At 60.0% G+C, this 25,682-nt stretch carries 21 protein-coding genes and 1 pseudogene; 11 read left to right on the forward strand and 11 right to left on the reverse strand.

The genetic code is table 11. From position 1 onward, the window contains the following. The 3 genes from NKI67_RS29410 to NKI67_RS29420 all read right to left on the reverse strand — a co-directional run. Positions 1–424, reverse strand: a 424-nt coding sequence (locus NKI67_RS29410) for a transposase (RefSeq protein ID WP_352496830.1), incomplete at its 3' end; no start/stop codon positions are given. 168 nt (positions 425–592) lie between these two features. Then, positions 593–1,288, reverse strand: a complete 696-nt coding sequence (locus tag NKI67_RS29415) for an OmpW/AlkL family protein (protein ID WP_502909369.1) — start codon at positions 1,286–1,288, stop codon at positions 593–595. A gap of 148 nt (positions 1,289–1,436) precedes the next feature. Further along, positions 1,437–3,563 carry a prolyl oligopeptidase family serine peptidase gene (locus tag NKI67_RS29420; protein ID WP_352648282.1) on the reverse strand — a complete coding sequence of 709 codons (2,127 nt, stop codon included), beginning with the start codon at positions 3,561–3,563 and terminating at the stop codon, positions 1,437–1,439. Between the two features lie 23 nt (positions 3,564–3,586). On the opposite strand from NKI67_RS29420, the gene NKI67_RS29425 reads away from it, so the two are divergent. The 5 genes from NKI67_RS29425 to NKI67_RS29445 all read left to right on the forward strand — a co-directional run bounded on the left by NKI67_RS29425 (position 3,587) and on the right by NKI67_RS29445 (position 10,056). Continuing rightward, positions 3,587–3,841: a hypothetical protein gene (locus NKI67_RS29425; RefSeq protein WP_352648285.1), complete on the forward strand. Its 255-nt coding sequence runs from the start codon at positions 3,587–3,589 to the stop codon at positions 3,839–3,841. Positions 3,842–4,740: 899 nt separating this feature from the next. Then, positions 4,741–4,878, forward strand: a complete 138-nt coding sequence (locus NKI67_RS29430; RefSeq protein WP_352648286.1) for an iron-sulfur cluster assembly accessory protein — start codon at positions 4,741–4,743, stop codon at positions 4,876–4,878. A gap of 290 nt (positions 4,879–5,168) precedes the next feature. Then, positions 5,169–6,431 carry a lysine N(6)-hydroxylase/L-ornithine N(5)-oxygenase family protein gene (locus NKI67_RS29435; protein ID WP_352648288.1) on the forward strand — a complete coding sequence of 421 codons (1,263 nt, stop codon included), beginning with the start codon at positions 5,169–5,171 and terminating at the stop codon, positions 6,429–6,431. Between the two features lie 506 nt (positions 6,432–6,937). Then, entirely contained in the window at positions 6,938–7,717 is a 780-nt protein-coding gene (locus NKI67_RS29440; protein ID WP_352648290.1) for a phytanoyl-CoA dioxygenase family protein, read from the forward strand. Between the two features lie 335 nt (positions 7,718–8,052). Beyond that, entirely contained in the window at positions 8,053–10,056 is a 2,004-nt protein-coding gene (locus NKI67_RS29445) for a class I tRNA ligase family protein (protein WP_352648292.1), read from the forward strand. A 785-nt stretch (positions 10,057–10,841) separates the two neighbouring features. Here NKI67_RS29445 and NKI67_RS29450 read toward each other — a convergent pair. From NKI67_RS29450 to NKI67_RS29460, 3 genes are all read right to left on the reverse strand, one after another. Then, positions 10,842–12,299 carry an NAD-dependent succinate-semialdehyde dehydrogenase gene (locus NKI67_RS29450; RefSeq protein WP_352648339.1) on the reverse strand — a complete coding sequence of 486 codons (1,458 nt, stop codon included), beginning with the start codon at positions 12,297–12,299 and terminating at the stop codon, positions 10,842–10,844. A gap of 508 nt (positions 12,300–12,807) precedes the next feature. Beyond that, complete coding sequence (locus tag NKI67_RS29455; protein WP_352648342.1) at positions 12,808–14,124, reverse strand: M16 family metallopeptidase; 1,317 nt, start codon at positions 14,122–14,124, stop codon at positions 12,808–12,810. A 1,051-nt stretch (positions 14,125–15,175) separates the two neighbouring features. Beyond that, a complete protein-coding gene (locus NKI67_RS29460) occupies positions 15,176–15,430 on the reverse strand; it encodes a hypothetical protein (protein ID WP_352648294.1) in 255 nt (84 codons plus the stop codon). Positions 15,431–15,783: 353 nt separating this feature from the next. Between NKI67_RS29460 and NKI67_RS29465 the strand changes: the two genes are divergently transcribed. Next, a complete protein-coding gene (locus NKI67_RS29465) occupies positions 15,784–15,996 on the forward strand; it encodes a cold-shock protein (RefSeq protein ID WP_352648297.1) in 213 nt (70 codons plus the stop codon). A gap of 242 nt (positions 15,997–16,238) precedes the next feature. Here NKI67_RS29465 and NKI67_RS29470 read toward each other — a convergent pair whose 3' ends face one another. Further along, the gene (locus NKI67_RS29470; RefSeq protein ID WP_352648299.1) at positions 16,239–16,703 is read right to left on the reverse strand and encodes a Ros/MucR family transcriptional regulator; all 465 of its coding nucleotides are present in this window, start codon (positions 16,701–16,703) and stop codon (positions 16,239–16,241) included. 556 nt (positions 16,704–17,259) lie between these two features. Between NKI67_RS29470 and NKI67_RS29475 the strand changes: the two genes are divergently transcribed. Together NKI67_RS29475 and NKI67_RS29480 are read left to right on the forward strand one after the other, a co-directional pair. Beyond that, positions 17,260–17,580, forward strand: a complete 321-nt coding sequence (locus NKI67_RS29475; RefSeq protein ID WP_352648302.1) for a DUF982 domain-containing protein — start codon at positions 17,260–17,262, stop codon at positions 17,578–17,580. A 789-nt stretch (positions 17,581–18,369) separates the two neighbouring features. Continuing rightward, on the forward strand, positions 18,370–19,425 hold the full coding sequence (locus NKI67_RS29480) for a cytochrome-c peroxidase (RefSeq protein ID WP_352648344.1): 1,056 nt from the start codon (positions 18,370–18,372) through the stop codon (positions 19,423–19,425). Positions 19,426–19,886: 461 nt separating this feature from the next. Here NKI67_RS29480 and NKI67_RS29485 read toward each other — a convergent pair whose 3' ends face one another. The 4 genes and pseudogenes from NKI67_RS29485 to pdxR form a co-directional block, all read right to left on the reverse strand. Further along, positions 19,887–20,225: a hypothetical protein gene (locus tag NKI67_RS29485; protein ID WP_352648304.1), complete on the reverse strand. Its 339-nt coding sequence runs from the start codon at positions 20,223–20,225 to the stop codon at positions 19,887–19,889. Between the two features lie 356 nt (positions 20,226–20,581). Beyond that, entirely contained in the window at positions 20,582–21,178 is a 597-nt protein-coding gene (locus NKI67_RS29490; RefSeq protein WP_352648306.1) for a B3/B4 domain-containing protein, read from the reverse strand. Positions 21,179–21,396: 218 nt separating this feature from the next. Beyond that, positions 21,397–21,474: pseudogene (locus tag NKI67_RS29495) on the reverse strand (MOSC domain-containing protein); the annotation flags it as partial. A gap of 162 nt (positions 21,475–21,636) precedes the next feature. Then, positions 21,637–23,133 (reverse strand): MocR-like pyridoxine biosynthesis transcription factor PdxR, encoded by a 1,497-nt coding sequence (gene pdxR, locus NKI67_RS29500; RefSeq protein WP_502909370.1) that lies wholly within the window; start codon positions 23,131–23,133, stop codon positions 21,637–21,639. Between the two features lie 82 nt (positions 23,134–23,215). On the opposite strand from pdxR, the gene NKI67_RS29505 reads away from it, so the two are divergent. Genes NKI67_RS29505 through NKI67_RS29515 form a run of 3 tightly spaced genes read left to right on the forward strand, consistent with a single transcriptional unit; the run spans position 23,216 to position 25,656 of the window. Then, on the forward strand, positions 23,216–24,448 hold the full coding sequence (locus NKI67_RS29505) for a trans-sulfuration enzyme family protein (protein ID WP_352648310.1): 1,233 nt from the start codon (positions 23,216–23,218) through the stop codon (positions 24,446–24,448). 52 nt (positions 24,449–24,500) lie between these two features. Further along, a complete protein-coding gene (locus NKI67_RS29510; RefSeq protein ID WP_352648312.1) occupies positions 24,501–25,403 on the forward strand; it encodes a dihydrodipicolinate synthase family protein in 903 nt (300 codons plus the stop codon). Positions 25,404–25,437: 34 nt separating this feature from the next. Further along, on the forward strand, positions 25,438–25,656 hold the full coding sequence (locus tag NKI67_RS29515) for an FMN-binding negative transcriptional regulator (protein ID WP_352517525.1): 219 nt from the start codon (positions 25,438–25,440) through the stop codon (positions 25,654–25,656). The last annotated feature ends 26 nt before the right edge of the window (positions 25,657–25,682 follow it).

The raw sequence follows: 25,682 nt of genomic DNA on the forward strand, positions 1-25,682 counted from the left end.
GCCGCATCGTCGCCTCGCTCACCGTCGAGGCCGAGAAAGAGTGGCCGCACAATTCCTCCGTCACCGCCTTCACCTTGCGGGTCGAAACGCCTTGTACGTACATCTCGACCAGCGCCGACACCAAGGCCTTCTCCGAACGCTGATAGCGCTCAAACAACTCCGTCGAGAACCGGCCCGTCCGATCCTGCGGAACGCGAAGTTCCAGCACCCCAACCCGCGTCACCAGCTTGCGCTCGTAATACCCGGACCGGTAACTCACCCGCTCCGCCGTCCGCTCGCCTTTCTCGGCCCCGATCGCCTCCGTCATCTCGGCTTCCAGAGCCTCCTGCACGACAGTCTGCAATACCTGGCGAAAGCCGTCCTCATCCGACAGCAGCAACGCTTTCAACTCGCCCCTGCTCAGTTTAACTTCTCGATTGGTCATGGCACTTCCCCTTCCACGGGAATCGGTGATTGCAACGTCACCACCGTGCCATGGCCGCTCGCCCTTCAGAGCAAGCGCCGTTCTCTCTCCAAAACTTTTTGCAGAACCTTCAGGACACTATCCTTCATTTCAGATCGGCTGAAAGCCGGCCGCCTCCGCCTTTCGCGATCAGAAGCGGTAAGTGACACCTGCGCCTATCAACCAGGGATCGAGCTCCGCCTTCCCCGTCAGCTTCGCGCCGTCCACTGTGACGTCGAAGTCTGGCTTGAGGAAAAGCTTCTTCACGTCGAAGTTGACGCCCCAGTGCTGATCCACCATGTAGTCGAACCCGACCTGCAGCGCGGTGCCGAACGTGTTCTTAACCTTGAGAGCATCGGCGCTGCCGGCATCCTGGTTATAGAAGATCGTGTAGTTCACGCCGGCGCCGACATAGGGCTTGAAAGCGCCGAAATTGGTAAAATGATACTGCAATGTGAGCGTGGGCGGCAGCAGCCAAACCTTGCCGATATTGCCTAGCCCGCCGATCGCTCCTTGGCCCTCGATGTTGGCATAGGTGGTGCCGAGTATGAGTTCGGCGGCGATGTTGTCCGTGAAGAAATAGGAGATATCGAGTTCCGGGATCACCGTGTCCGAATAGGAAAGACCCGAGCCTGACACTGCATTGACGTAGCCCGAATCCTCGGTAATGACCCCCAACCCACGCAGGCGGAGTTGCCAAGGACTTGGCTCTTGCGTGACCGGGGCTCCTGCCTGCGGGACGCTCGCGGCTTGCGCAAGGTCCGCCGCGACGGCCTGCTGTCCCATCACGATGAGGACAACGGCCGCTGTTACTCCCCGCGCCGCGCGCATTTGGTTTCTCGCCATGATATTCTCCTTGCTTTCAGAAAATGTGGACTGAATTACGAAAAATTTTGCTCGAACTGCTTGAGATTGGCGGAGCGCTCATGCGCATTTGCGTGGGACCGTGCACACATTATTGGCGCCGTGCTCACAATCATCGACCTGTACTCACTTATAGAAGCGTTGCTCTTTGTCTGGGTCCCGCCCACCTATCGACGCCATCGGCTTGCCAACCGATCGCACTGCGAAGGAAATTGTTGCCCAGCGCAATGAATCCGGCCCGCTCCCGATTGTCCTTGCCGTAGCTGTGGCCGCCCGCGTCGGCCTCGTAAAAGTAAGCGGGATAGCCAAGAGCCTGCAGCTTTGCGGCCATCTTACGCGCGTGGCCCGGGTGGACGCGGTCGTCCCGCTTCGTGGTGGCAAGCAGGATCGGCGGATAGGGTTGTCCTGGCGTTGCGGCGTGAGAGGCGGAGATTTCCTTTAGGAAAATCCATTCCTCCGGCTTGTCGGGGTCGCCATATTCGTCAATCCAACTCGCGCCCGCCAAAAGCTTGGTGTAGCGGCGCATGTCGACAAGCGGCACTTTGCAGAACAGCGCGCCGAAACTCTCAGGATAGCGGGTAAGCATATTGGCGATCGGAAGGCCGCCATTTGAGCCGCCCTCGGCGGCAATCCGCCTCGGCAGCGTTATGCTCCTTCGCACGAGGTCGGCGGCAACGGCGGCGAAATCGTCATGGGCGAGACGCTTGCCCGCCCTGCGCCCCGCCTCGTGCCAACGGGTGCCGAACTCGCCGCCGCCCCGGATGTTCGCCACCACGCACGTGCCGCCGCGTTCGAGCCACAGCTTGCCGAGCGAGGAGTTGTAGTGGGGCAGGACCGATTTGCCGCACCCGCCGTAGGCGGTGAGGTGAACCGGGGCATCCCCGTTCCCGTTCGCCGGACCGACCTGCGTATAGGGGATCATCTCACCATCGGTCGAGACTGCCTCGTGGCGCGTCACCACCAGCCCTGACGCGTCGAAATTCTCCGGATCGCACTTCAGGATTACTGGAGCGCCGAGAGGCGCTGCGGCATTGAGGTCTAATAGGAGACGCTTCGGCGGCGTGATCGGGTCCTGAGCCGAAATGAGGACGTCCCCATTGGTCTCGTGAGGTTCAGCATCGAGCGACCAAAGGTGAACAGTCCCTTCGGTGGGCACGGTGTCCAGCGCTCGGCGCGTCCATTCGTGGCCCTCGGGGGTGAACATCTCGAAACGTGGATCGAGGTTGACGAGGTAGGAGATAACGAGCTTCCCGTTATTCCAGAAGAATGATTGCAGGGAGCGCCTGTCGCCTGGTTCAAAGAGGATGGCAAAACTGCGCTCGCCGGCGATGAAGGAGGAAAGCGAGATGCCGATCAGCGCGTCCGCGGCATGGGTCATCGCTCCCACTGTCCATGGCCTGCGCGGCTTTACCGCCAACCAGTCGCCGAAGCCGCTCCACCAGGCGTCCCGAGGAAGGTCGATCCGCATCTTCGGCCCGCTCCTGTCGCCGATTCGGCCGATCGTCTCAAAGAAGGTCGACCGCTCGATGAACCAGAGGCGCTCGCTCTCAGCGGTGCGGTCCAGATGGCCGGACACGGCCATGGAGTCGGAACCGGTTTCGAATATTACCGGCGCGGTGAGCGGATCCGCGCCACGCTTCCACAGCCGCACGGTGCGCGCGTAGCCGGAGCGGGTGGCCATGCCATTACCAAGCGCACTGGAAAGCAGAAGCGTGTCCGGATCGAGCCAATTAGCCCCGCCCTTGGCCTCGGGTAGATTGAAACCCTCGGCGACAAAGCTCATGGAACCCAGATCAAATTCGCGATGCACGACCGCATCGCTGCCGCCGCGCGACAGGCGCAGAACGGCTCTTTCTCGTCTCTCTGGCTCAAGGGACGCGCCACGCCAGATCCAGTCCTCTCCGTCGCTAGCGGCGAGGGCGTCCAAATCGAGCAGTAGCTCCCAATGGGGATCCACTTTCATGTAGGCGGCAAGGGTGGTCCGGCGCCACAGTCCGCGCGGATTTCCGGCATCTTGCCAGAAATTGTAGAGGTACGGGCCGCGGCGGGTGATCAAGCGAATCTTGTCAGGACGGTCGAACATCGCTGTCAGCGCGTCGCGGTCGCGATCGAACTGCGTTACACCGAAGTGCCCCAGGGTTCTGGCCGACTGGCTGGCGGCCCAGGCAAGTGTCCGTTCTCCTTCTACATCTTCGAGCCAAAGATAGGGATCATCGTCTGGAGCATTCAGCGTTGGGCGGAAATCGAATGCGGTCATGTCTGGATAACCCGAAGAGTGATGTGGCCTCGAAAACAGGCGCAAAGTCTTCCGTCCCGGGAAAGCCCAGTTTTCGCGACTGGGACCGCATGTTCGGCGCGCATGATCATGGGATGATTTCTCCTCTGTCCGTGCCGCAGCGCGTTTTGCGGACTGCTTTGCAGGTGTCGTGCCAAATGAAAAAATCATTTCAGAACAATGCGATCACCCTGACCGCGCTGTGTCTCATGTCTGACATCGTCGAAAATCCGACAACGAATGCAGCCGTGACCGCCTGATAGAACCTCCTGTGCGACCTCGGTGGCCACTGCGGAATAAGCAGTGAAGCTCACTGCGGAACTGGCAGAGCTTCGGATCGACATCGGCGACGGGCGACCGACGACCACCTACGTCGCCGGTGCCGGGCGCGGCACAGCCCGAGGAGCTCCGCGGCGGCGATCATCGAATAACTGCGTTTACAACGGCTCCATCCTGGCCCACGGGTCGGCGCGCAAAAGACTGCTTTGCGGCCTCATCCCTTTGCCTTGGATGAGTCGCAGGGACCGAATGGCGCATCTGCTTTTGGAACCGGCAGAGTGGTAGAACGCAATTCTCCTCGGGCTATCTTTACAGAGATTCGACAATCCAGTTGGTGAAGGTCCCATATCGCGCAATCATTGATGCGCTTAGGCTTGGGCATGCGCCCATCCGCGACCATCTCATCAAGAGCATCGATCCGACACCAACATAGAGAATTGCTTCCCCATTTAGAGAGGCCTCGCGGCGGACATGAGATTGCGTCACTCTTCATGATCGCGGCCTCCGAGGATGTCGGGATCGAGCCAGTGCAACGGCACGACAGGGCGAAGGATCTGGCAACTCTTGCAACTGCCGACCTCGCTGAACAAGGCACATCGCGATCTGCTCGGCAGAGACACAATGTTCTGCACTATCCGTTCATGAAGACGTCGTGCTGGTCTCCATAAGGGAAGTATTCTGGTGCAGAAAGTGCCCGATTAGCTATTCGGAAAGGCGACATCGACGTGCAAATCGGACGCCGCCGGTAGGCGTCCCCTTAATGTCGGATTTCCGACAGGATCGGAAATCCGCCAACCCATTGTTTAATAAGGCTTTCCTTCTCTGGCACGGCCCATGCACGGGATTCTGCGAACGCATCAGCGAGAGGTCGTCCATAATCATGCGCACCGAAAATACCGTCGCCGCAGTGAAAACCGCGCTCTCGCCTGCCATCAAGCCGCCGAAAGGCCCGCGCGTCATGGTTGAGGCGGACGATTGCGCCGGCTTCAAACACCTCGATGGGCTGCGTCTCGCGTGACGGCGACGCGGGCATCCAGACGGCGGATAGGACATACGTCGTTGCCCCACGTCGCCGGCCTGACCCCTCGATTGTCACCGCGCTGGAATGCTCGGGTCTACATTCGACGACGCGAAAGCGCTGGACAAATTCTCGCAAACCCGGTCGGGACGGGGGCTCCGAAAACGTCCGCGAGGGGCCCAATGGTTATGGCCGATATTCGCCGAGAACAAGCCACCTAGTGGGAAGACTCTATAGGAGGAAAGCAAGTGGAGTTATCTTGCGTTGGGGTCGGTGCTGGGCCGTCTAATTTGAGCCTTGCGTGTCAAATACACGAGCAAGTTGGGCAAGGGGCACTGTTCCTGGATCGGCAGATCGACTTCCGCTGGCATCCGGGCATCGCGTTCGATTCCTCGGAGCTCCAGGTCAGCCACTTCAAGGATCTGGTCACGCTGGTGAATCCGCGATCAGCCTACACTTTCGTAAACTTCCTGCACGAGAACGGGCGTCTGTATCACTTCCTGAACGCACGGTTCGAAGCTGTGTTCAGAGCTGAGTTTGAGCAGTACCTGAACTGGGCCTTCCACAGGAACCCACTTGTCCGTGGCGGCGAGACCGTGCACGAAATCCGCTTTGACGGCGAGTTCCGGGTGCGGACGGAAAACGCGGTTCTTGGCGCCAGAAACGTCGTGGTCGGCATTGGCAAGCAGGCGCAAATTCCGCCTCAGTTTCAGGGCTGGACTGGACGCAACCTGTTCCACTCATCTGTTTTATTGCACATCCATCCTGAGGTGCGGAGAAAGCATGTCTGCGTGGTCGGCGGAGGCCAGTCGGGAGCCGAGGTGATGTTGGATCTTGTCGGCCTGCCGAAAGAACGGCGGCCTGCCTCGATCACTTGGGTCTCGCAGCGCGAAAACTATCTGCCTCTGGACGACAGCCCGTTCACAAACGAGTTGTTCATGCCCTGCTTTTCGGATCGTTTCGCGGCGATGAGCGAGTCGCAGCGTAAGCTGCTCCTGCGGCGTTTCGTGCTTGCCTCGGACGGCATTTCGGAAAGCACGTTGCGCGCGATCTATCAGGCGCTGTACCGCCACGCATTTTTCGAGTCAAACCAATGCGACATCACACTGCGGCCGGGCTGCACCGTCTCGCACTGCATCAACGCCGGACCGGGTCACAGGCTGACCCTGCAGCACGGCATGGACGAGGTCGAAGAAGTCACGGCTGACATCGTCATCCTGGCCACCGGTTACGAGAACGCGGTGCCAGACTTCTTGGAACCGATCGCGCACCGGCTGGAGCAGATCGATAATGAATTAGCTATTCGCGAGGATTTTTCGGTGAGCTGGGACGGACCGCGTGACAGACGCATCTTCGTACAAAACGCGAGCCTCGGGCAGCGCGGCCTGGCCGATCCGAACCTAAGCCTGCTGGCCTGGCGCGCGCGCCGCATCCTCGATAGCCTTCTTAGGCGCGCGCCATGCGCGAACCCCGAGCATCCTGGCTTCATCAGCCATACCTCGATCGAGAGCTGGGCCGCCCCCGCAGCCGAAGAAATGGGCAGCGGGATATGACTCGTAGACTTTTGATCATCGGCGGTGGCATCCTAGGAATGATGTCCGCCTCCGCTGCGGCGAAGGACGGAGGCTTCTCCGAAATCATCGTGACCGAACAAGCCCTTGGACCAAGCGGCGCATCGCATTATTCTGGGGGCGTGCATTTCCCCTACGGTTGCCAAGACCGTACCAGGTCGCTCACTCGAAAGAGCGCCGTGGTCTTGGCGGCCATGGCTGGGTCGGCGGTCAGCGGATGGCGCCGGCCTTTAGCGATGCGTGTCGTGGCTGGACCGGGTGAAGCGATTGATCCGGCCCAGTTTACGGAACCCCTGGACCCGGCTGAGCCTGACATAGGCAGTCTCGCGCCGAGCTTCTGCGGACAATATCCGCCGGAGCGGAACGCACTTAGCATCTCCGTCCCACATGACGTGAGTCCGTCTCCGTGGACCCGCAACTTGACCAGCGCCCGACTGCCCTAATTGGGATGTCCGACCAACCAGTCTTTCCAACAGGAGGCTTTTCGCATGTTGACTGATGCACAAAGAGAAAAGTGGCAGAAAGACGGATACGTCAGGCTCGAAAGGTTCTTCGCTCCAGAGGCTCAAGAAGATATCTCTACTTTTGTCGAAGATATGTCACGCTGGGATGTCAGCGATGATAAATGGCTCATGTGGTTCGAGAAGACGACGGACAATCGAAAGATCATCTCCAAGATCGAGAATTTTCTCGACTTCCATGATCCATTGCGTCGTTTGCTCTTAGAAGATCAGCGCATAAAGTCAGCGGTCGAGGATTTGCTTGGCGAAGATTCGCGCAGGCTCAAGGAGTTGCTGATTTTCCACTACCCCGACAGCGGCGGCTATCTCCCGCATCAGGACATTTATCACATTCCACACAAACTCCCCGACCGGATGGTCCATGCGGTGGTTGCCATAGGCATCGACGACTCCGACCCGGAAAACGGCGGGCTTTTCTTCAGCCGCGGCAACCACAAGAAGGGGGTGTTTCCCATGGATGCCGGTGGGGTGATCGATCCTCAAGTCGCCGAAATGTTCTCCTGGGAACCCGTAGTATGGAAGGCTGGCGACATCTTCATCTTCGACGATTACGCACCGCACTACTCACGACCGAACAAAAGCAATCGTTCGCGGCGGACACTCTACTTGGTGTTCCAGCGTGCTTCAACCGGTGGACCGACCCGCACTGAATATAACGTGCTTAAGCGCGCCCTTAACCCGCCCGAGGGCAAAGTGGCCGATCTCGACAAACTCAAGCCCCCAAATGGCATTTTCTATCGCGATTGAGCTCACGCAGCCAGGCGGAGGCATGCACACGAAACTGATCGACCGCTCAAAAATGCGGGAGAGTATGGCGTTCTGGTTTGCGGGCTCGCGGAGCATCGACCGCAGCCCGTTAAGACGCTTCGGCACGTGGATTGTGGAGGTGGTCGCAGGGCGGTCTTCTGTGGCGCCTACAGCCCGACTGGTGCCCCTGGTCGCCCGCCTGGCGGCCCAGAGCTGCACTATCCTGGCCGGGGCCGCCAACGGGTCGGGCTACCGTTTCTCTCCACGAATTGCACGGGAGGCTGTTGCGTTGGCAGCCGAGGCTCCCACTGCTTCAACAGCTTAGGTTCGTTGTCATGCGCAAATACACGTTTTCTCGAACGGAGCTGTCGCGGGCGTTCGGTATCGACATGGCCACTCTTGGAACGGGAAGCGTCGGCACGGGTTTTTCATTCGGTACGGTGGCACCGGGCGTTACATCCGAGCCCCATCGGCACGACGAAATCGAGGCCTTCGTGGTCCTGTCTGGCGCGGGCAAGGTCACTACCGACCGTTGGGAAATCTCGGTCGAGGCGGGCGATGTCGTTCTGTTCCACCCTTTTGAAGCGCATGTGCTGCGCAACGACGGAAACGAAGACCTAGATTTCGTCGATATCTACTGGCGAGACGGCGAGGCCGCCCTTGATGCCGCTGCAAAGACCGCGGCTTCACGCGGGCCGATCTTCGTCTTCTCCACGCCGCCAACGCCAAATGGCGATCTGCATCTGGGGCATCTTTCTGGCCCCTATTTCGGCGCCGACGTGTATACTCGTTTCCTGCGCATGAAAGGAGCCGAAGCATATCACCTCACTGGAAGCGATGACAACCAGAGCTACGTCACGACACGCGCCGATGCCGATCAATCGACGCCTGCAAACGTGGCGCGCTACTACGCCGACGAGATTCGCGCCACGCTTGCACTTCTCGATTGTGACGTCCACAGCTTCCAACCCACAATGGGCGATGACGGTTACGGCGAGTTTCAAGCCGCGTGTTTCCGCAGTCTTCTGAGCAGCACGGCGGTAAATCTGCGCCAGAGCCCTGCGCTTTTCGATGCTGTGACAGGCCACTATCTTTACGAACCGGATGTTAGCGGCCTCTGCCCCGATTGCGGCGGCTCCGCCGGTGGCAACATCTGCGAGGAATGCGGCGCCCCAAACCTTTGCCACGACTTGGGTGCAGCCCGGTCACGGCAGTCTGCCGAGGCGCCGCTGGTCGGCTCCGTCCGCCGCCCGGAACTTGCCTTGGACCGATGCTACGACAATATCGACCGGCATCTAAGGGCGTCGGGCGTCCCGCTACGGATCTTGGATCTCTTCGCGCGCCTACGCCGACGCGGCAACTTTTCAGTGCCCATTACCCACCCCTCGGGCTGGGGCCTGCCGGCCGAAGGGTTCCCGGGGCAAGTGATCTGGGTCTGGCCGGAGATGGCCTTCGGTTTTCTTTACAACATCCAGGCGCTCGGCCGCTTGCTGGGTCGCGACTGGAAGGCGGAGATGCCCGGCAACGACTGGCAGATTGTCCATTTCTTCGGCTTCGACAATTCGTTCTACCACGCGCTACTCTACCCCGCTCTTTACGCCGAGGTCTTCTCCCACTGGACGCCACGCATCCACTATCACGTCAACGAGTTCTACCTGCTCGACGGCAAGAAGTTCTCAACCAGCTGCCGCCATGCGGTCTGGGGCAAGGAGGTTCTGAGCCCAAAGACAGTCGACGTCGTGCGCCTGCATTTGGGCCTGACACGCCCGGAAGGTGAGCGGACGGATTTCACGCTGGACGCGCTGCGCCGCACCGAGAACGAGGTGTTCCAAGGGATCTGGCTGAACTGGCTCGATGCGTTGAACCAGGAAATCAAGCAGGATTTTGGCGGCCGTGTACCCGATGCAGGCGACTGGAGCCCGGCCGACCGCGCCTTCTTTGCTCGGATAGAGATCTATCGCGCGGCGATGGAGCGCGCCTATTCGGACGAAGGCTTCTCGGTCCGGCGCGCGGCCGCTCAGGTCTGCGATTTCGTGCGCGATTGCGTGATCTACCGTCGGGCGCGAGACTATGCGGCGGCGCGACTTTTCTATCCCGCCCGCAATCGGACTTCGCTAGCCCTTCAGACGACGGCCGCGGCGATCCTGGCACAGACACTCGCTCCGCTGATGCCCCGATTCGCCAGAACGCTGGCGCGAGGCATTGATGGCGTCTCAACCGAAACATGGCCCCGGTCCGTCCAGCGCCTTGCGCCAGGGACGCGCTTTGATCTCGGACCCGTGTTGGTGTTCTACGCCAAATCCGGCAATCCTCATCTCGATGAGGAGGAAGCACTATGAGCCCAAAGGTGCACCAGTGAGCTATCCCAATCTCGACCAGATCTGCGGCAATCAAAACCGATGATGCCGAACATCTGTACTCGCTGCTGGCCCCCGAAGGCCGCTACCAGACTAGAGACCAGACTGGCCGACCTGAACCAACGCATCGTCGACACCCTGGCCCGCGCCTTCGAGGACCGCTCGGCCGATCGCTTCCCAGCCCTTGCTGTTTCGTGCCGCAAATGCCGTGTGGGCTCGACTGCGCTGACCAACCTCTTCGGCATCGCGGGATTTCCGTGCTCCAGCCGGTCAAGACTGTCATGCGGTTCGAGGCGCTTGGTCAACCTGGCGTGCCCTAGATCGTGCGCCGATCACCGGAAATGTCGAATGCGAATGCCTGCCTGATGGTATCTTCGATTCTGTCCGAGCCTGTACTGGCGCGGCAGTCGGCCGAAGAACAACTGAGCTACTGACAATCGGAAGGTAGCAGGTTCAAAATTCTGCCCCAGAAACCGGATATTGCGCACAACCAGCGTTCACGATCGCGAGGGCGCACAAGCTTCCAACCAGACCCGTGCAAAGACAGCCCGTCGCCTGAAGATAGTCGGCGAGGGCCGCCAAATCCCTCGCAAGCGTATCCTCCGTCACATGCACGCCGTCTTCGCCGACAATGCAGACGCTTGTCTCGTCGAGAGATAAGTCCAGCCAGGGTGCTCCTTCAGGATTGCGTGTTTGCTCGGGTACGGAAGCCGCCCCCTGAGATCGCTCGCTAGGTTACCCGGCCGTGAACCCTGCAAGCCGAAAATTCAGATGCCGCCCATGCAGAGATATTTCATTTCGAGGTAGTCCTCGAGGCCATGGCGGGATCCCTCCCGCCCGATGCCGGACTGTTTTATCCCGCCGAACGGCGCCGCTTCTGAAGACATCCGGCCGGTATTTACCCCGACCATTCCATATTCCAAGGCCTCGGCCACACGCCAGACACGCTTCAGGTTGGAGGCATAAAAGTAGGCCGCGAGGCCGTAGATCGTGTCGTTGGCCTCACGCACGACCTGATCCGCATCTTTGAAGCGAATAATCGGTGCCAGCGGCCCGAATGTCTCTTCTTGCGCGACGGTCATCTCGCTGGAGACACCGGTCAGGACTGTCGGTTGGAAAAACGTGCCATTCGTGCCGATGCGTTTGCCCCCGCATCGAATTGCGCCGCCTTTGGCGACGGCATCGGCAATATGGGATTCGATCTTGGCCAAAGCGTGCTTGTCGATGAGCGGTCCGATGTCCACTCCGGGAGCGAAACCGTCACCAACTTGAAGTTGGCGAGCCCGTAGCACGAATTTCTCGACGAACTCGTCGTGAACGCCCGACTGGACGTAAAGGCGGTTCGCCGAAACGCAGGTCTGGCCGGCATTGCGGAACTTCGCCTGGACCGCACCGTCAACCGCGGCATCGATATCGGCATCATCGAAGACGATGAAAGGCGCATTGCCGCCGAGCTCAAGGCTGACTTTTTTGATCTGGTCCGAGCACTGGCGCATGAGAAGGCGCCCGATCTCAGTCGACCCGGTGAAGCTGATCTTGCGCACCTTCGGATTGGTACAAAGTTCGCGGCCGACCGCGTCACCTTCGGACGCATAGATCAGGTTGACGACGCCTTCGGGAAAGCCAGCCTGATGGGCGAGGGCGAACATTGCTCCCGCCACGAGCGGCGTCTGTTCAGCGGGCTTGAGGACGATCGTGCAGCCCGCCGCCAAGGCTGGCGAGATTTTGCGCGCCACCATCGAGGCCGGGAAATTCCATGGCGTTATCGTGCCAACAACTCCGATGGGCTGCTTGATTACCAGCATTCGGCGGTCCATTGATGGTGCGGAGATCGTCTCGCCATAGACGCGATTGGCCTCCTCGGCGTACCATTGCAGATACGCCGCAGCATGCGATATCTCCGACTTGGCTTCGGCAAGCGGCTTGCCCATCTCCGCGGTGAGAATCGCGGCGAGATCGTCGGCGTGGTCGATGATCAACTGATGCCATCGCCATAGAACGTCGCTGCGCTCACGTGCGGTCAGCCCTGCCCATCCAGGCTGCGCGACATAGGCCTTGTCGATCGCAGCGCATGTCTCCTCGACACCCATGTCGGGTAGTTCTGCCAGCACTTCGCCAGTCGACGGGTTGAGGACCTCGAATGTCCGCTCGCTAATCCGCGTGCCAAGTGCCGGCAGGCGATCAATGGGTCCAAACAGGTCGGGGGATCTCAGGTGACGGATCATCGGCAGGCACAGGGGCAATACCGGATTCCTCCTCAACGCAGCAGGTACATATAGCAGGTGCGGTGTGTACTCCGCGACGTCCGGGTTCCTTATAGGGCCTCGGCCAGACAGCTGGTAGACCACGGTACCCGACTGGAAAGGGAGAATACCTGAATACGCCAGAAGATGCCTCGCGGTTCTACTAGTCGAACGATTGAACAACGGACATCGGCTTCGCCAGCCGCGCGGAGTGGATGCTGGTGGCCTGCGCCTACAATCTGCGGACCACGAATCGGCGACTCTATCCACTCGAAGAGAGGCTGGCCTGAGGAGAGCGCACCCCAATAATGACGCCTGAACCGGCAAATGCCTGGCAAGGCCCGCGAAAACCGCTCCTCGGGGCTTTAAACAGATCCCGTTTACCCGGCGAGCGCCCGCAAGATGAGAAAGAGGATGGAGAGGAACAGGGTGGCGAAGGCGCGCCGAGGGAAGACCGGCCGGCGCATTTGCATGGGGATGGAGCTCATGATCAATTCCCCGCCTGTTGCTGCGGCAAAAGATAGCCTGTCGTCGAATGGTCGAGCACCAGATAACGCGCGGCGACCGCCTTCACCTCGTCGGTGGTGACCTTGCGGACGCGGTCCGGCCTCTCGAGCACGTCCTTCACATTGCCACCGGTGGTGAGCGTCTTGCCATAAATGTTGGCGATGTGGTCCAGCTCGTCGTGCGCAAAAATCACCGAGCGGATATAGCGGTCTTTGGCCTTGTCCAGCTCGTCGCTGGTGACGCCATCTTTGGCGATCTGGGCGACTTCGGCAACGGCCGCCGCTTCGAGATCGACGAGCTTTGCATCGCCGCGCGGCGAGCCGGAGATGGTGAAATTGGTGTCGTCTAGCATGGTGCCCTGGAAGAAGGCGCCGGCCGCCGAGGCTATGCCTTGCTTGACGACAAGCTCCTGATAGAGCCGGCTGCGGTTGCCGCCGCCGAGGATCTCGGCCAGCAGGTCGAGCGCCTCGGCCTCGCCGGGCTCTGCCGTATGATAGGACGGCACCACCCATTGAGTGGAAAAGCTCGGCACTGAAACGCGCGCATCGGTCAGCGTCACTGTGCGCCTGGTGTTCTGCTCCGGCTCGACCGGGCGGTTGCGTGGGGGCAGGTCCGGCCCGCGCACAACCTTGCCATAGGTCTTCTCGGCCAGCGCCTTCACCGTCTCAGGCTCTACGTCGCCGGCCACCACCAGCACGGCGTTGTTCGGTCGGTAGTATTTGTTGTAGATGGTGAATGCGTCGGTGCCGTTCAGCTTCTCCATCTCCTGCATCCAGCCGATGACCGGAATGCGGTAGGGCTGGTTCTGCCGCAACGTCGCGTTGACCTCCTCGTCCAGCAGAGCATGCGGGTTCGTCTCTCTGCGCCAACGGCGCTCCTCCAGGATCACGTCGCGCTCGGTCTTGATATCATCGTCGTTGAGGATGAGGTTGAACATGCGATCGGCCTCGAAGCCCATCATCTCACCCAACGCCGAGGGCGCCACCGTCTCGAGGAAGGTGGTGTAGTCATAGGCGGTGAAAGCGTTATTGCAGCCGCCGATGGCGGCGACGGCTCGGTCGAACTCGCCGGCGGCGTGATTGGTCGTCGCCTTGAACATCAGACGCTCGAGGAAATGGGCAAGGCCTGATTTGCCGGGTGGCTCGTCGGCGCTGCCGATCTTGTACCAGACCATATGAGTGACGATCGGCGCGCGGTGATCGGGGATGACGACCACTTCCATGCCGTTGTCGAGCAGGAAATCCGTCACCTTGCCGCCGTCGGTGGCGGCCAGAGCCGGAGTGGTTGTCACCAGGGCCAGCGCGGTGGCAATGAACGCCTTGCGCAGCCGGGGGGACGATCGATGGCTCCTGTTGTGGTGGCTAGTCGAAAGGCAAGGCTCGAGGCAAAGTGATTTGTTCCTCATTTTGATGAAGGCGCTGCGTCCCAGTCTCCCCCCGTGGGAGGATCGGCGGGCAGCGCCGAGCCAGATGAACAAGCTCTTCACGGTGCCAGGCCTTACTCGAGCCTCATCTTTGGATGGACCCAGGAGACCTGCGGCCGTACTTCTTGGTGAGGTGATCATGGGACGGATTCTCCTTGGTCCGCGACGCCTTGCGGATGACCAAGCACGCACCGTGCCAGATCAGAAAACCGTCGAGGCATGTAGACAAATCGGGCTCTGCCATGTTGCGCATCCGACATTGTCGGACATCGGACAGGGCCGAACGCAACGCGCGCGCGGCTGAGGATATCTTCGGAAGACGATGGGCGCGCTGCCGGGAGGGGAATAGGATGCGCTTCGATGGCCGCTGCACTGACGGTGAGAATGGAGATGTTGGTCGCCCCAGCGGAAACCTGTCCTCGACAGCCAGACCGGGTCGATGCTGAACGGCAGAGGCGTGAGCAGCGTAGCGAACTCGAGCGCAGAGCCTGCTCGCGCGCGAAGACTGATCAAAGATCGGCGAGTTGGGCGATATCCGCGAGGCGTTGGAAAACGAAGATCGTAGGACTCGGGCGGGAAAAGAAGGAAGCGGTGGCGCGCTTCAGGCGTAATGCGCCTGCCGCGAGGCCGTTGAGCCTGATGAGTTGCTGCGGGAAAGGGGAGTGTTTGCGCGGGACCTTGGTCAAACGTAAGAGACAACCGTCGAGCTTGCCGTGGATGGGGTCATGCAGGCACGTTTGTCGCTGGAGGACAGCTGCACGGAGGCAGTCCGCGCTTGCCGTCGTCGCTGGGTACCAAACAGGAGAATTTGGTGGTCGCGATTGAATTCATCTGCGTAAATACCGCCTGGCTGTGCTCGGTTTGCCGGCGAACAGATTGTGCCTTCTTCGCGGCTGCAAACGCATCCCTGCCGGCGTGGTCCCTAAGGTCAAGGGCATCGGGTCAGTAACAGCCTGATCCTGCTCAATCCGGTGCGCGCCAACCGCCTCGCCGGATTGTGGAACCGCTCGCGGGTAGCTTCTACCACAAACAGCAAGGTCATGAAATCAAGTAGGAAGTCGTCGATCGCTTGGGCGATTGTTTCTGACTTGCCCTTGAACTGGTCCAGCAAAACGCGCGCGTTATCGATCGCTTCCACGCTGGTGGCATCGATTAACCCCTCGATCCTCTTGAAACAATCCAATTCAAAACTCCTTCAAGCGCTTGCCAAGCCGTTATGCACGAAGGTAGCTCCGTGAACTACCCGGCCCTCGAGCGGCGGCACGAGCAGCGGTCGGCCATACGTCGTGCCTCCAAGCACCAGCCATAGACGTGGCGCTGAGGAGCGTTGGAAGGATGGGGCGCTTCCGGCCATGCTCGAGCGGTAGTGTAAGGACATTTTTTGCTGGCGGCCACGGCCACAATGGAGTGCGCCAGTTGCCGCGACCAATCAAACGGCCTTGAAGTTTTTCGTTTTGCTGCCCCTAAGTCTCGGCTATGAATCGGACTGGCCAAATGGCCTGCCCACGTTGCAATTTGTTACAAAGGAAGACGCATATGGCGACCGGAACAGTGAAGTGGTTCAACAGCACCAAGGGGTTTGGATTTATCCAACCCGACGATGGCGGTCAGGATGTTTTCGTCCACATTTCCGCTGTCGAACGCGCGGGCCTCTCGACCCTCGCTGACGGCCAGAAGATCAACTATGAGATCGAGCAGGACCGACGCACTGGCAAATCCTCCGCTGGCAGCCTCAGCAAAGTTGGCTGAATTTACTCTTGCGTCCTGGCAAGAGTGGGAGCGGTACGTCAGGAGGGCCTCACGGCCGCTCGACATGAGCGAGCAAGAACGTGGCTCAACTGCAAGGCCGCAGCAGATTGCTGCAAGGCGTCGCGAATTCCTCATGAAACAAAGTTGTTTCAAAGGAAGGCGGGGTTGGCCCCGCCTTTTTATTTGACGCGCAGATTAAGCCGATGGCTGCAACGCTCCAGAACGAATCTCGATTGCCGAAATCAAGCTGCGACCTTCTTGCGGGTTCGCTTCGTCGGCGCCGGCCCTTCCGGCGCTTTCGGTTTGCGGCCGAGCCCCATCGTCTTGGCCAATGCCGAGCGCGCCGCGGCGTAGTTCGGCGCGACCATGGGATAATCCGCCGCCAGGCCCCATTTGGCCCGATATCCATCCGGCGTCAGCCCATAGTGGGTCGACAGATGGCGCTTTAGCGATTTGAATTTCTTCCCGTCCTCAAGGGAGATGATGTAGTCCGGTGTCACCGACTTCCTGATCGGGACTGCAGGCGTAAGGGCAACCGGCTCTTCTGCAGAGACACCTCCGGCCGTCCCTTTCAAAGCCGCGTGCACTTGGCCGATGAGGGCAGGGAGATCCCCCACCGGGATCGGATTGTTGGAGACATAGGCTGAGACGACATCGGCGGTGAGCTCGATGAGGGTGTCGATGTTTTTTTCGGCTTCTTCTGTCATGAAACTCTCCAGGCGGCGTGAAACACAGTCGGCGAAGCGTCGCTTCATAGTGGCGGTCGCCGCTGAAAGCAACAAAGGTCTCGACAGGATTATTGCGATGCTCGTCCAGCGAGATCTATGGCGCGGTATCCCGCCGTCGTGACAGTTGATCCGTCCGTTGTTGGCGACCTGCCGCGGTGCTTCGCGCATTTCAGGCGCGTCTCGGCCGTAAGCTTTGCGCCGAAACGACCAGTGATCTCGAAACGAAGCGGGCTATTTCTGTTTCGCCATCCTCTCTTTGGCTGTGAAATCGGTGGCAGAGCAGTGGCCGCTTCCTGGTGGCGCGTGGAAGAACTACCAAGTGTTGATTCGCAATGGTCGAAACGATGTAGATTCATCCGGTGAGCCGCTCTCGCATCAGGATGTTAGGGATTGGCCCGATGGTAAACCGAGGACATCACGCCGCTGCTTTGCTATTGAACCGCTATCGCTGTGAAACACATTCCGCAATGGTGGGCGGGTGTAGATGAGGCGCCTGTTCACGCAAACTAGCGGTTCAGCAGGTCGGGAGGAACGAATGAGCTCAGGGACTTTCAGCAGCCCACTTTTCGTAAGGCGTGCAGCGCACATCGTGCAAGAGATTACCAGTCCTGCGGATGCTATCGAGTTTCTCAACGAATTGCCAGAAGATCGCAGAGACCGGATCTACGAAGCCGCCCTCAGGGCGTGCTTTGATGCATACAACGGACGAAAACCTGCGAGCGCAGCGCGCAAGACTTTTTCCGCTTTGCGAAACAGGTCGCCATATTGGAAGATGCAACCTCCGCGATGCAATGGCTCGCTGCCTGCATGTCGGGCTGTGGAAAAGCGCAAGTGTAGGCGTCGCAGTCGTGTGTGAGGCTGGAGCGGGTACGCCGACGAAGTTATTGTATCGAGATTTCGTCGGCATCTGGAGCGTAGTATAGCGAATAAACAATATTTTGCGCGCTGTGGTGATGTTAATCATCTTGTTGTATTTGTAAATCAGCTTCTCGCGACAGGACTGCAACGATTCCGGTGTAAAAATCACTGTGTGGGACTTGGTTCTCAAATTTATGATGGTAATTACCGTGTAATGATCGCAAAGCAGTTGTCCCATTGAAGCAAGATGATAAACGAAGCCAAAATTGTTCTCCGTCGTCTGCAATATTCGCTCGATGGAGGCTATAGGCCTCACAAGCCAATCAAAACAGCTACTCGGGTGCACTTTGAAATTCGTTTAATTTCGCTCACCCCAAACGGCCCTCCACAGTCGAAAATAAGATTGTCCCGCAAAGGGTGCTACAAGACGCGATCGCGGATCGATTTGGGCCAACGTCGATCTGGCGAAGGCACGCCGGAAATCGAGCAGGACCTGCAGCGGAACAGATCACCGGCCCCGAACCGAAATCTGACACGGCGGCGGACCCGATTTCTTCATGGTAGAAGGCGCAGAGAGAACCGGAGCACGGCTCCGGCGCCGCCGCTTGCCGAGCAGCGATCCTCCGCCTCCCAAAATCCAATCGAGAAGAGCGTTCAATTCCGGGACGGTCCAAGCTCTGCCGCAAAAACAGGTGTCAGACCACCCGGTCCGCAACTGATCTAGCGCAGGGCGTTCATGAGCCGCATATCCCAGAGTGGCTGCGTGCACGACGCAGCGAGATCATTTATGAAAATCCTATTCAGTACGATGGCTGTCCCCTTGCTGACAGCCACCGCCTTTGCTGCGGATTCGATCCCCGCAGACCTCAGAGAAACGGCAATGGCCACTTTCAAGGCTTTGCCACCCACCACGCCGGCAGTCGCCAACAACCCGATCACCCCGGAAAAGATCGCTCTCGGCAAGGCACTGTTCTTCGATCCACGCGTCTCTGCGTCAGGCGTCTTGTCGTGCAACTCGTGCCACAACCTGGCCACCGGCGGCGACGACAATCACGAAACCTCGATCGGCCATGGTTGGCAGAAGGGACCGCGCAACGCGCCGACTGTACTGAACGCCGTCTTCAACATCGCCCAGTTCTGGGACGGTCGTGCCGAAGACCTGAAGGCTCAGGCGAAGGGACCGGTCCAAGCCGGCGTCGAAATGGCCAATACACCGGGTCAAGTCATCGCCACCCTCAAGTCGATGCCGCAATATGTCGATTGGTTCGATGCAGCTTTTCCGGCTGAAGCCGATCGGGTCACCTTCGACAACCTCGCCAAGGCAATCGAAGCCTTCGAGGCGACACTGGTCACGCCGGCGCCCTTCGACAGCTTCCTGAATGGCGATGACGCCGCCATGACTTCCGAACAGAAACAGGGCATGGCGCTTTTCATGGACAAAGGCTGCTCGTCCTGCCATGGCGGTATCAACGTTGGTGGGGAAGCCTATTACCCATTCGGCCTCGTGGAACAGCCCAGCGCCGAGGTCCTGCCGGAAAAAGACAAGGGCCGATTTGCGGTCACCAATACTGCCGACGACTCCTATGTTTTCCGCGTGGCGCCGCTGCGCAACGTTGCACTCACCGCGCCATACTTTCATTCGGGCAAGGTTTGGGATCTGAAACAGGCCGTTGCCATCATGGGAACCACCCAGCTTGGCGTGGTACTGGCGGACGAAGAAGTCGACCTGCTTGTTGCCTTCCTCAACTCGCTGACCGGAAAGGCACCCGAGCTCGCCTATCCCATTTTACCCGCCGAAACGGCGACAACGCCCCGGCCTGTAACGCAGATCTTAGGAAAATAAACGGCCAGCTGACTGCGGAACATCGCAATCTACAATGATTGCGACTTTTACTGGGACGAGACGATCGCGAGGTCCATGAGGACGCAAATGGCTCGTTTCCAAAGTGCAGACACTGCTTTCGTCACCATCCCGTTGCGATGGAATCATGGTTGGGATCTGGCGTGCGACATGCCAAGGAAGGCGTCTGACGCATGAGGCTCGCGCGCTGTCGATACCGCGCGGCGGACGGCCATCGCGCTGGCGGCCGAATAGCCGCGCGCCGGAGTTAGCGGCCCTCCCTAGGGCGATGGGGCAGCCACCCCGTCCTCTATGTCCAGAGATTCTTCGACTGCTTCCGGATTCCGGGCGATGGTCCAAAGGAGAGTATTCGCCGCTATATCCGGTTTCGAGCGACCTTGCTCCCAGTTTCGAAGCGTTGCCAGATCGAGACCATACCTTACGGAGAATGCCTCCTGAGAGAGCTACGTGCGATCTCGGACTTCGCGAACACTTATCGGCCGCGGCGCATGAACCTTCGCGATCACCCCTGCGGACGACAGTTCATTCTTCAGTGCCAACAGGTCGTCGACGCAAGGAACCGTCACGAACGCCTTGCCGTGATCGACCATCTCAGTGAGGATCGCGTGGGCCGTCCTGAGCGGCAGCTGTCTCTTTACGAGAATGCGGGCGGCCTCAGGAGTATTCGCGCCGTGAAGAAAACCGAGGCTCAGTCGGACGGGAGAGCCTGACGAAACCGGCACGACGTCCCGGGTTCGCACCCGTTGTCCGAACCGCTCCATGAATTTCGATGTAGTCGACATTAACCTTCTCCGCGATCACCGAGCTTGCGTAATTTGGACCATCCAACACTGGAGGGCATCGCGATTAAAGTACGCCAAACAACGCTAAGGGAGAACAAACGGTGATCTGATTTCGTTCGACGCTCGTTTTCGAGAGCCGTTCTGGGTCGTTCGCAATCAACTGTGTAGGCCAGCGGAGCGAGCAAGGAGCGCCAGATCCGGACAGGGCTGAGTGGGGTGTTTCTCCGAAAGTTGGGGCCATGCCCTAAGGGACACGAGATGTAGTGGACTCGTCGATCCGCGCTGTTTCGATTCGCGCACCCGGGCACAACGCTTGGATAAGTCCCATCAGATGCTCTCCGGTGGCCGTCATCTGTTTAGCTGACATTGGGCCGAGGGCTTCCAGCACGAGCCACATGGCGCGGGGTATCGACCGTGACCATGGTGCGCCGCCCCTGCCGCCAGTTCCAGCGGCGGCACGTGACACCGGCATCATCGCACCAGATGACTTCGCCCGGTTCAGGATGCTCGGTTACCATTTCACCTTGCTCGATCGTGTCGAATGGCTCCGCTCCCTTCGCAATTAAAAGTCTCGGGACCCCCTGGTAAAGATCGAGATCCTCCCCGCCAATCGGAACGCCATACAACACGCTGACGGCATTGTAGGCATCAACCAGTGGGGAAATCCGCGGGAGAGAGCCATCTTTCCGCACCCGCTTGAGAAGCGCGGCGGCCGAGCACGGCGTTCGATTGGCCTTTGTGCCGAAAGCCTCGTAGGCAACGGCCCACGCCGCAAGATGCGCGTCCCTTTGGGCGTCATCGCGAAGCGCCGCCTGTTCCGCCGCCGCGATCGTGTCGTTCAACGCCTGTGCATCCGGCACGTCGATTTCAGCGTTCCGCACCACAATGCTGATCAGATGAAAATCCGGGTAGCGGGCCTTGATCTCGGGGGCAACCAATGGCGTGAAAGACATGGGATGCTCTTTTCTCATGGGGAGGCTTTGCGCTGGGGGTCGTTCGGGAAATGTTTGAAGAAAGGTGCTTGTCGAGCGTCCAGATCTTCTAGCATCGGCATGGTGCATGCCGCACCATGCGCTGGATAATTCCATCATTCGGCGGTGGACAAGGCCTGATAGAGATCGTCGATTATGTCTTGCGGGTGCTCGAGCCCACCTCGGCCGGCAACAAGCTACGCCTCCTCCAGATCCTCCATTTCATAGGAGGCAGCGGGCGCGATATGGATGTGAAGCAGCTTTTCTTGCCGGGTCATGCATCGCTTTCGGAAATTCGTCTCGCACGAAAATCTGCCGCCAAACTGGCCTGATCAACAGCACCAGTTGCATAGCGTTTTCCCAGTCCAGTTGGCTTTGCAACGAAATGCGGTTCAGCCCAAGGGTCGGTTTCCTCGCCAGCACGCCACGTCCCCGCCGTTTTAGCCACCGTTTCCCGGCAACGCGTCTTGCACCTGCTTGACAACCGCTCGCAGGATCTCAACGCCCTTCTCGATTTGCCGAATGCTCAAGGCGGCATAGCCCATGACAAGCCCCACGCGAGCGATGTGGCCTTCGTCCGATTGCCGCTCGTAGAGCGGCGAGATCAGGTGCAGCCCCAGGCCCGCGCCTCGGGCGGCTTCGACCAGGGTCGTTTCCCGCGATCGCGGCAGTTCGTCGAACCAAACGACGACGTGCAGACCGGCCTCTGCTCCCTGGACAGCGATGCGATCGCCGAAGCTGCGCCGCAAGGCGCCCAACAACGCCTCCCGACGCTCGCCGTTCAGCCTGCGCACACGCCGCACATGGCTTTCGTAGCCGCCACTCTCGATCAAAGAGGCCAGAGCCTCCTGTTCAGCGACCGGCGAATGTCGGTCCGCGAATTGTTTGGCGGTAGCGAAGACCTCCTGCAATTCCGTCGGGACAACGAGGTAGCCGATACGCAGCATCGGCGAGAGCGTTTTGGAGATCGTGCCGAGGTAGATGACAGCCCCGTGGTCCTGGAGGCTGTGCAGCGGAGGGACCGGATTGATGTCGTAGCGATATTCGCTGTCGTAGTCGTCCTCGATCACGTAGGCATTGTTGTGCCGCGCCCATTCCAGAAGCTGGTGGCGGCGCGTGATCGGCATGACGCCGCCCAGCGGAAACTGATGCGATGGCGTGACATAGGCCAGTCGTGCACCAATCCCCGCCAGCAACTCCGTCTTCATCCCGTCCTCGTCGACGGTGACCGGGACGGGCGAGGCACCCGTACTGGCAAAGACCTGACGCGCCATCCTATAGCACGGGTCCTCGATGACGAAGCGGTCGGCGGGATCGAGAAGCAGGCGAGCGCACAGATCTAGGCCCTGCTGCGAACCGTTGACGATGATGATCTGCTCGAGGTCGCAGCTCAGGGTTCGGGCGCGCCAGAGATAGCCCTGGAGCGCCTGGCGCAGCCGGCGCGAGCCGCGAGGATCGTCATAGGCAAGACGCAACGGGCGCTGCCCCATCGCCTTGCTCATCGCACGTTTCCAGACCAATGCGGGGAAGTCTGACGGCGCCAGGTCGCCATAGCGGAAATCGACCTTCAGCCCAGTCGGCAGATAATCCGGCCAGGGCGGCGTGACGCGCAGTCGTTCGCCATAGGCGGACAGATGAACCGGGCCGACTCGTTTCGCGACAGTGCGGCTCGTCTCAGGACCGATCAGCGAAGATGCAACGCGAGGTCGTGCGCCTTGACGGACTTCGATGAAACCTTCCGCGGTCAGTTGCTCATAGGCGACCGTCACCGTCGTTCGCGAAACGCCAAGGTCATTTGCCAGGCCTCGGGAGGACGGCAGCTGACTGCCGGTTTCATAGACGCCGCCGAGGATTTGCTCGCGAAGAGCCTCGTAGATCTGGCGTGCACCCATCGCGTGCGAGCGACCTGCAGAACCGGCACTTGAAGACTGGACCATTTCATTCATCGCTAACTGGATATTTCACATTGGCCAGTTTGCCGTCAATCTTTCGGAAACCCAAGAAAGATCTAGAGGCCGAATGACCCGTTCCTATCAATCCGAAACCGATGCTCTCACGCGGTCGCTCAACGACACCGGTCCCGGATTCGCCACTCGGGCGATCCATCATGGCTACGATCCGGCCGGCTTTTCCAATGCCGTTCAGCCGCCAGTCTTCTTGACCTCGACCTATGGATTCGAAAGCGTGGCAGCGAACGAGGCCGCCGCCGCGCTTGGCGGAAGGCTCTATGCGCGCGAATACAATCCGACGACGGAGATCCTCGAGCAACGGCTCGCCAATCTGGAAGGAGCCGAGGCAGGTTTGGTCGTTGCCTCGGGGATGGCGGCTTTCGGCACACTGATCTTGTCGCTCCTGTCCCAAGGCGATGAACTCATCGTCCACAAGACGCTTTATGCGAACACGCTTGCCATGGTCGAACAGGCGGTCCCCCGCTTCGGCATCAAGGTCGTCGCGGTGGACCTGTCCGATCCTCAAAATCTCGATGCCGCGATTACCGAGCGGACCCGGCTTGTTTTCTTCGAGACGCCGGTGAATCCGCTGAGCCGCATCCTTGATCTCGCTGCCATTGCCGAGCGCGCCCACGCGCGCGGTGTAAAGGTTGCAGTCGACAGCACCTTCGCCTCGCCCGCGCTCCAACGGCCGCTCGAACATGGGGCCGACCTCGTGCTCCACTCCCTGACCAAATACATCAATGGGCACGGCGATGCCCTTGGCGGGGCGATTCTCGGCGACGCGCAAACGCTCCGCACGCTGCACGAAACGGGCCTGCGCTACATCACCGGCGCAGCGCTCTCGCCCATGTCAGCCTTCCTGATCCTGCGCGGTCTGAAGACGCTCACGCTGCGCATGGAACGGCACAGCGCCACTGCCCTTGCGGTGGCTCAGGCGCTCGAGGCGCACCCGGCGGTGGCATGGGTGAGTTATCCCTTCCTCGACTCGCACCCTGATCAGGTGACGGCGCGAAAGCAGATGTCCCAAGGGTCGGGCATGTTGGCCTTTGGCCTCCACGCTGGGTTCGAAGGCGCGCGCCGAATGATGGACCGGCTCAACCTGATCACCCGGGCTGTCAGCCTCGGCGATGCCGACAGCCTGATCTATCATCCAGCAAGCCTGACCCGTGCTCGGCAGCCGATCCGCAAGGATGCCCATCTGGCCGACGGAGTCGGCGAGGACCTCATGCGTCTCTCGGTGGGGCTCGAAGACGCCGATGACCTGATCGCCGATCTGCGGCGGGCTCTGGACGTCTTGTGATGACTTGGCGTGCGGCCACCCCTGCGCTCACGCCTAAACCTGGAGCCTTGCCATGGCATTCCTGAGCGGTCTTTCCGCGTTTCCCATCACGCCGACCGATCGTGACGGCCGTGTCGATAGCGTTGCTCTGCGCAAGCTGATTGCTCGGCTTTGCGCCGCTCAGGTCGATTCCATCGGTCTTCTCGGCAGCACCGGCACATACATGTATCTGACGCGCGAGGAACGGCGACGGACGCTCGCCGAGACCTTGAACGAAACCGGGGGACAAATGCCGGTCGTGGTGGGTGTGGGCGCGCTGCGCACCGACGAAGCAGTGAGGCTCGCGCAGGACGCTAAGGCCCTTGGGGCTGCCGCGGGGTTGCTTGCCGCCGCCTCTTACACCCCGCTCACTGATGACGAGGTGTTCGAACATTTCTCGACGGTGGCGTGCGAGAGCGGCCTGCCGATCGTCGTCTACGACAATCCAGGAACGACGCATTTCCATTTCACCCCAGCACTCGTCAGCCGCCTGGCAAAGGTGGGTGGGATTGTCGCTATCAAGAATCCGACAGACAAGGGCGATGCGATCAAGAGCCATCTGGCCGACCAGAGGCGCACTGTGCCGGAAGGGTTCTCGATCGGCTACAGCGGCGACTGGAACGCTGCAGAGGCCATAATCGCCGGCGCCGACACATGGTACAGCGTCCTCGCCGGCATCCTGCCCGAGGTCTGCGTGAAGATCGTCACGGCGGCGCAACAGGGCGATGCGGCCGAAGCGCGACGGATCGATGCCACGCTTGCGCCGCTCTGGAGCCTCTTCAAGGAGTTCTCGAGCCTTCGCGTCGTCTATGCACTTGCCGAATTGCTCGACATTTGCCGTGCCGACCCCCCGCGTCCCATCCTGCCTCTGCCCTCAGCAGCGAAACGCCAGATCGCCGCCGCGTTGGAACGCTTGCCATCGGATGTCAACCGGTGAACAGCGAACCCGGCGGCCAGTGAAGGAACCTGTCATGTATGTACCCGCGCATTTCGATGAACCGAGCCGAGAAGTCCTTTACGAACTGATCGAGAACAGCGCACTTGGCATGCTGATAACCCATGGCCGGAGCGGTCTCGACGCCAATCACATCCCCTTCGAACTCGACACGTCACAGGGAGAAAACGGTACCCTTTACTCCTGCGCGATTAATACACGTGCCGAAGGAAAATGCACATTCTCGCTCGAGTGAATTATTTCAAAGGATGTGATCGCGTT

This window comes from Mesorhizobium sp. M0408, from assembly GCF_040321495.1.
Taxonomy (GTDB): domain Bacteria; phylum Pseudomonadota; class Alphaproteobacteria; order Rhizobiales; family Rhizobiaceae; genus Mesorhizobium.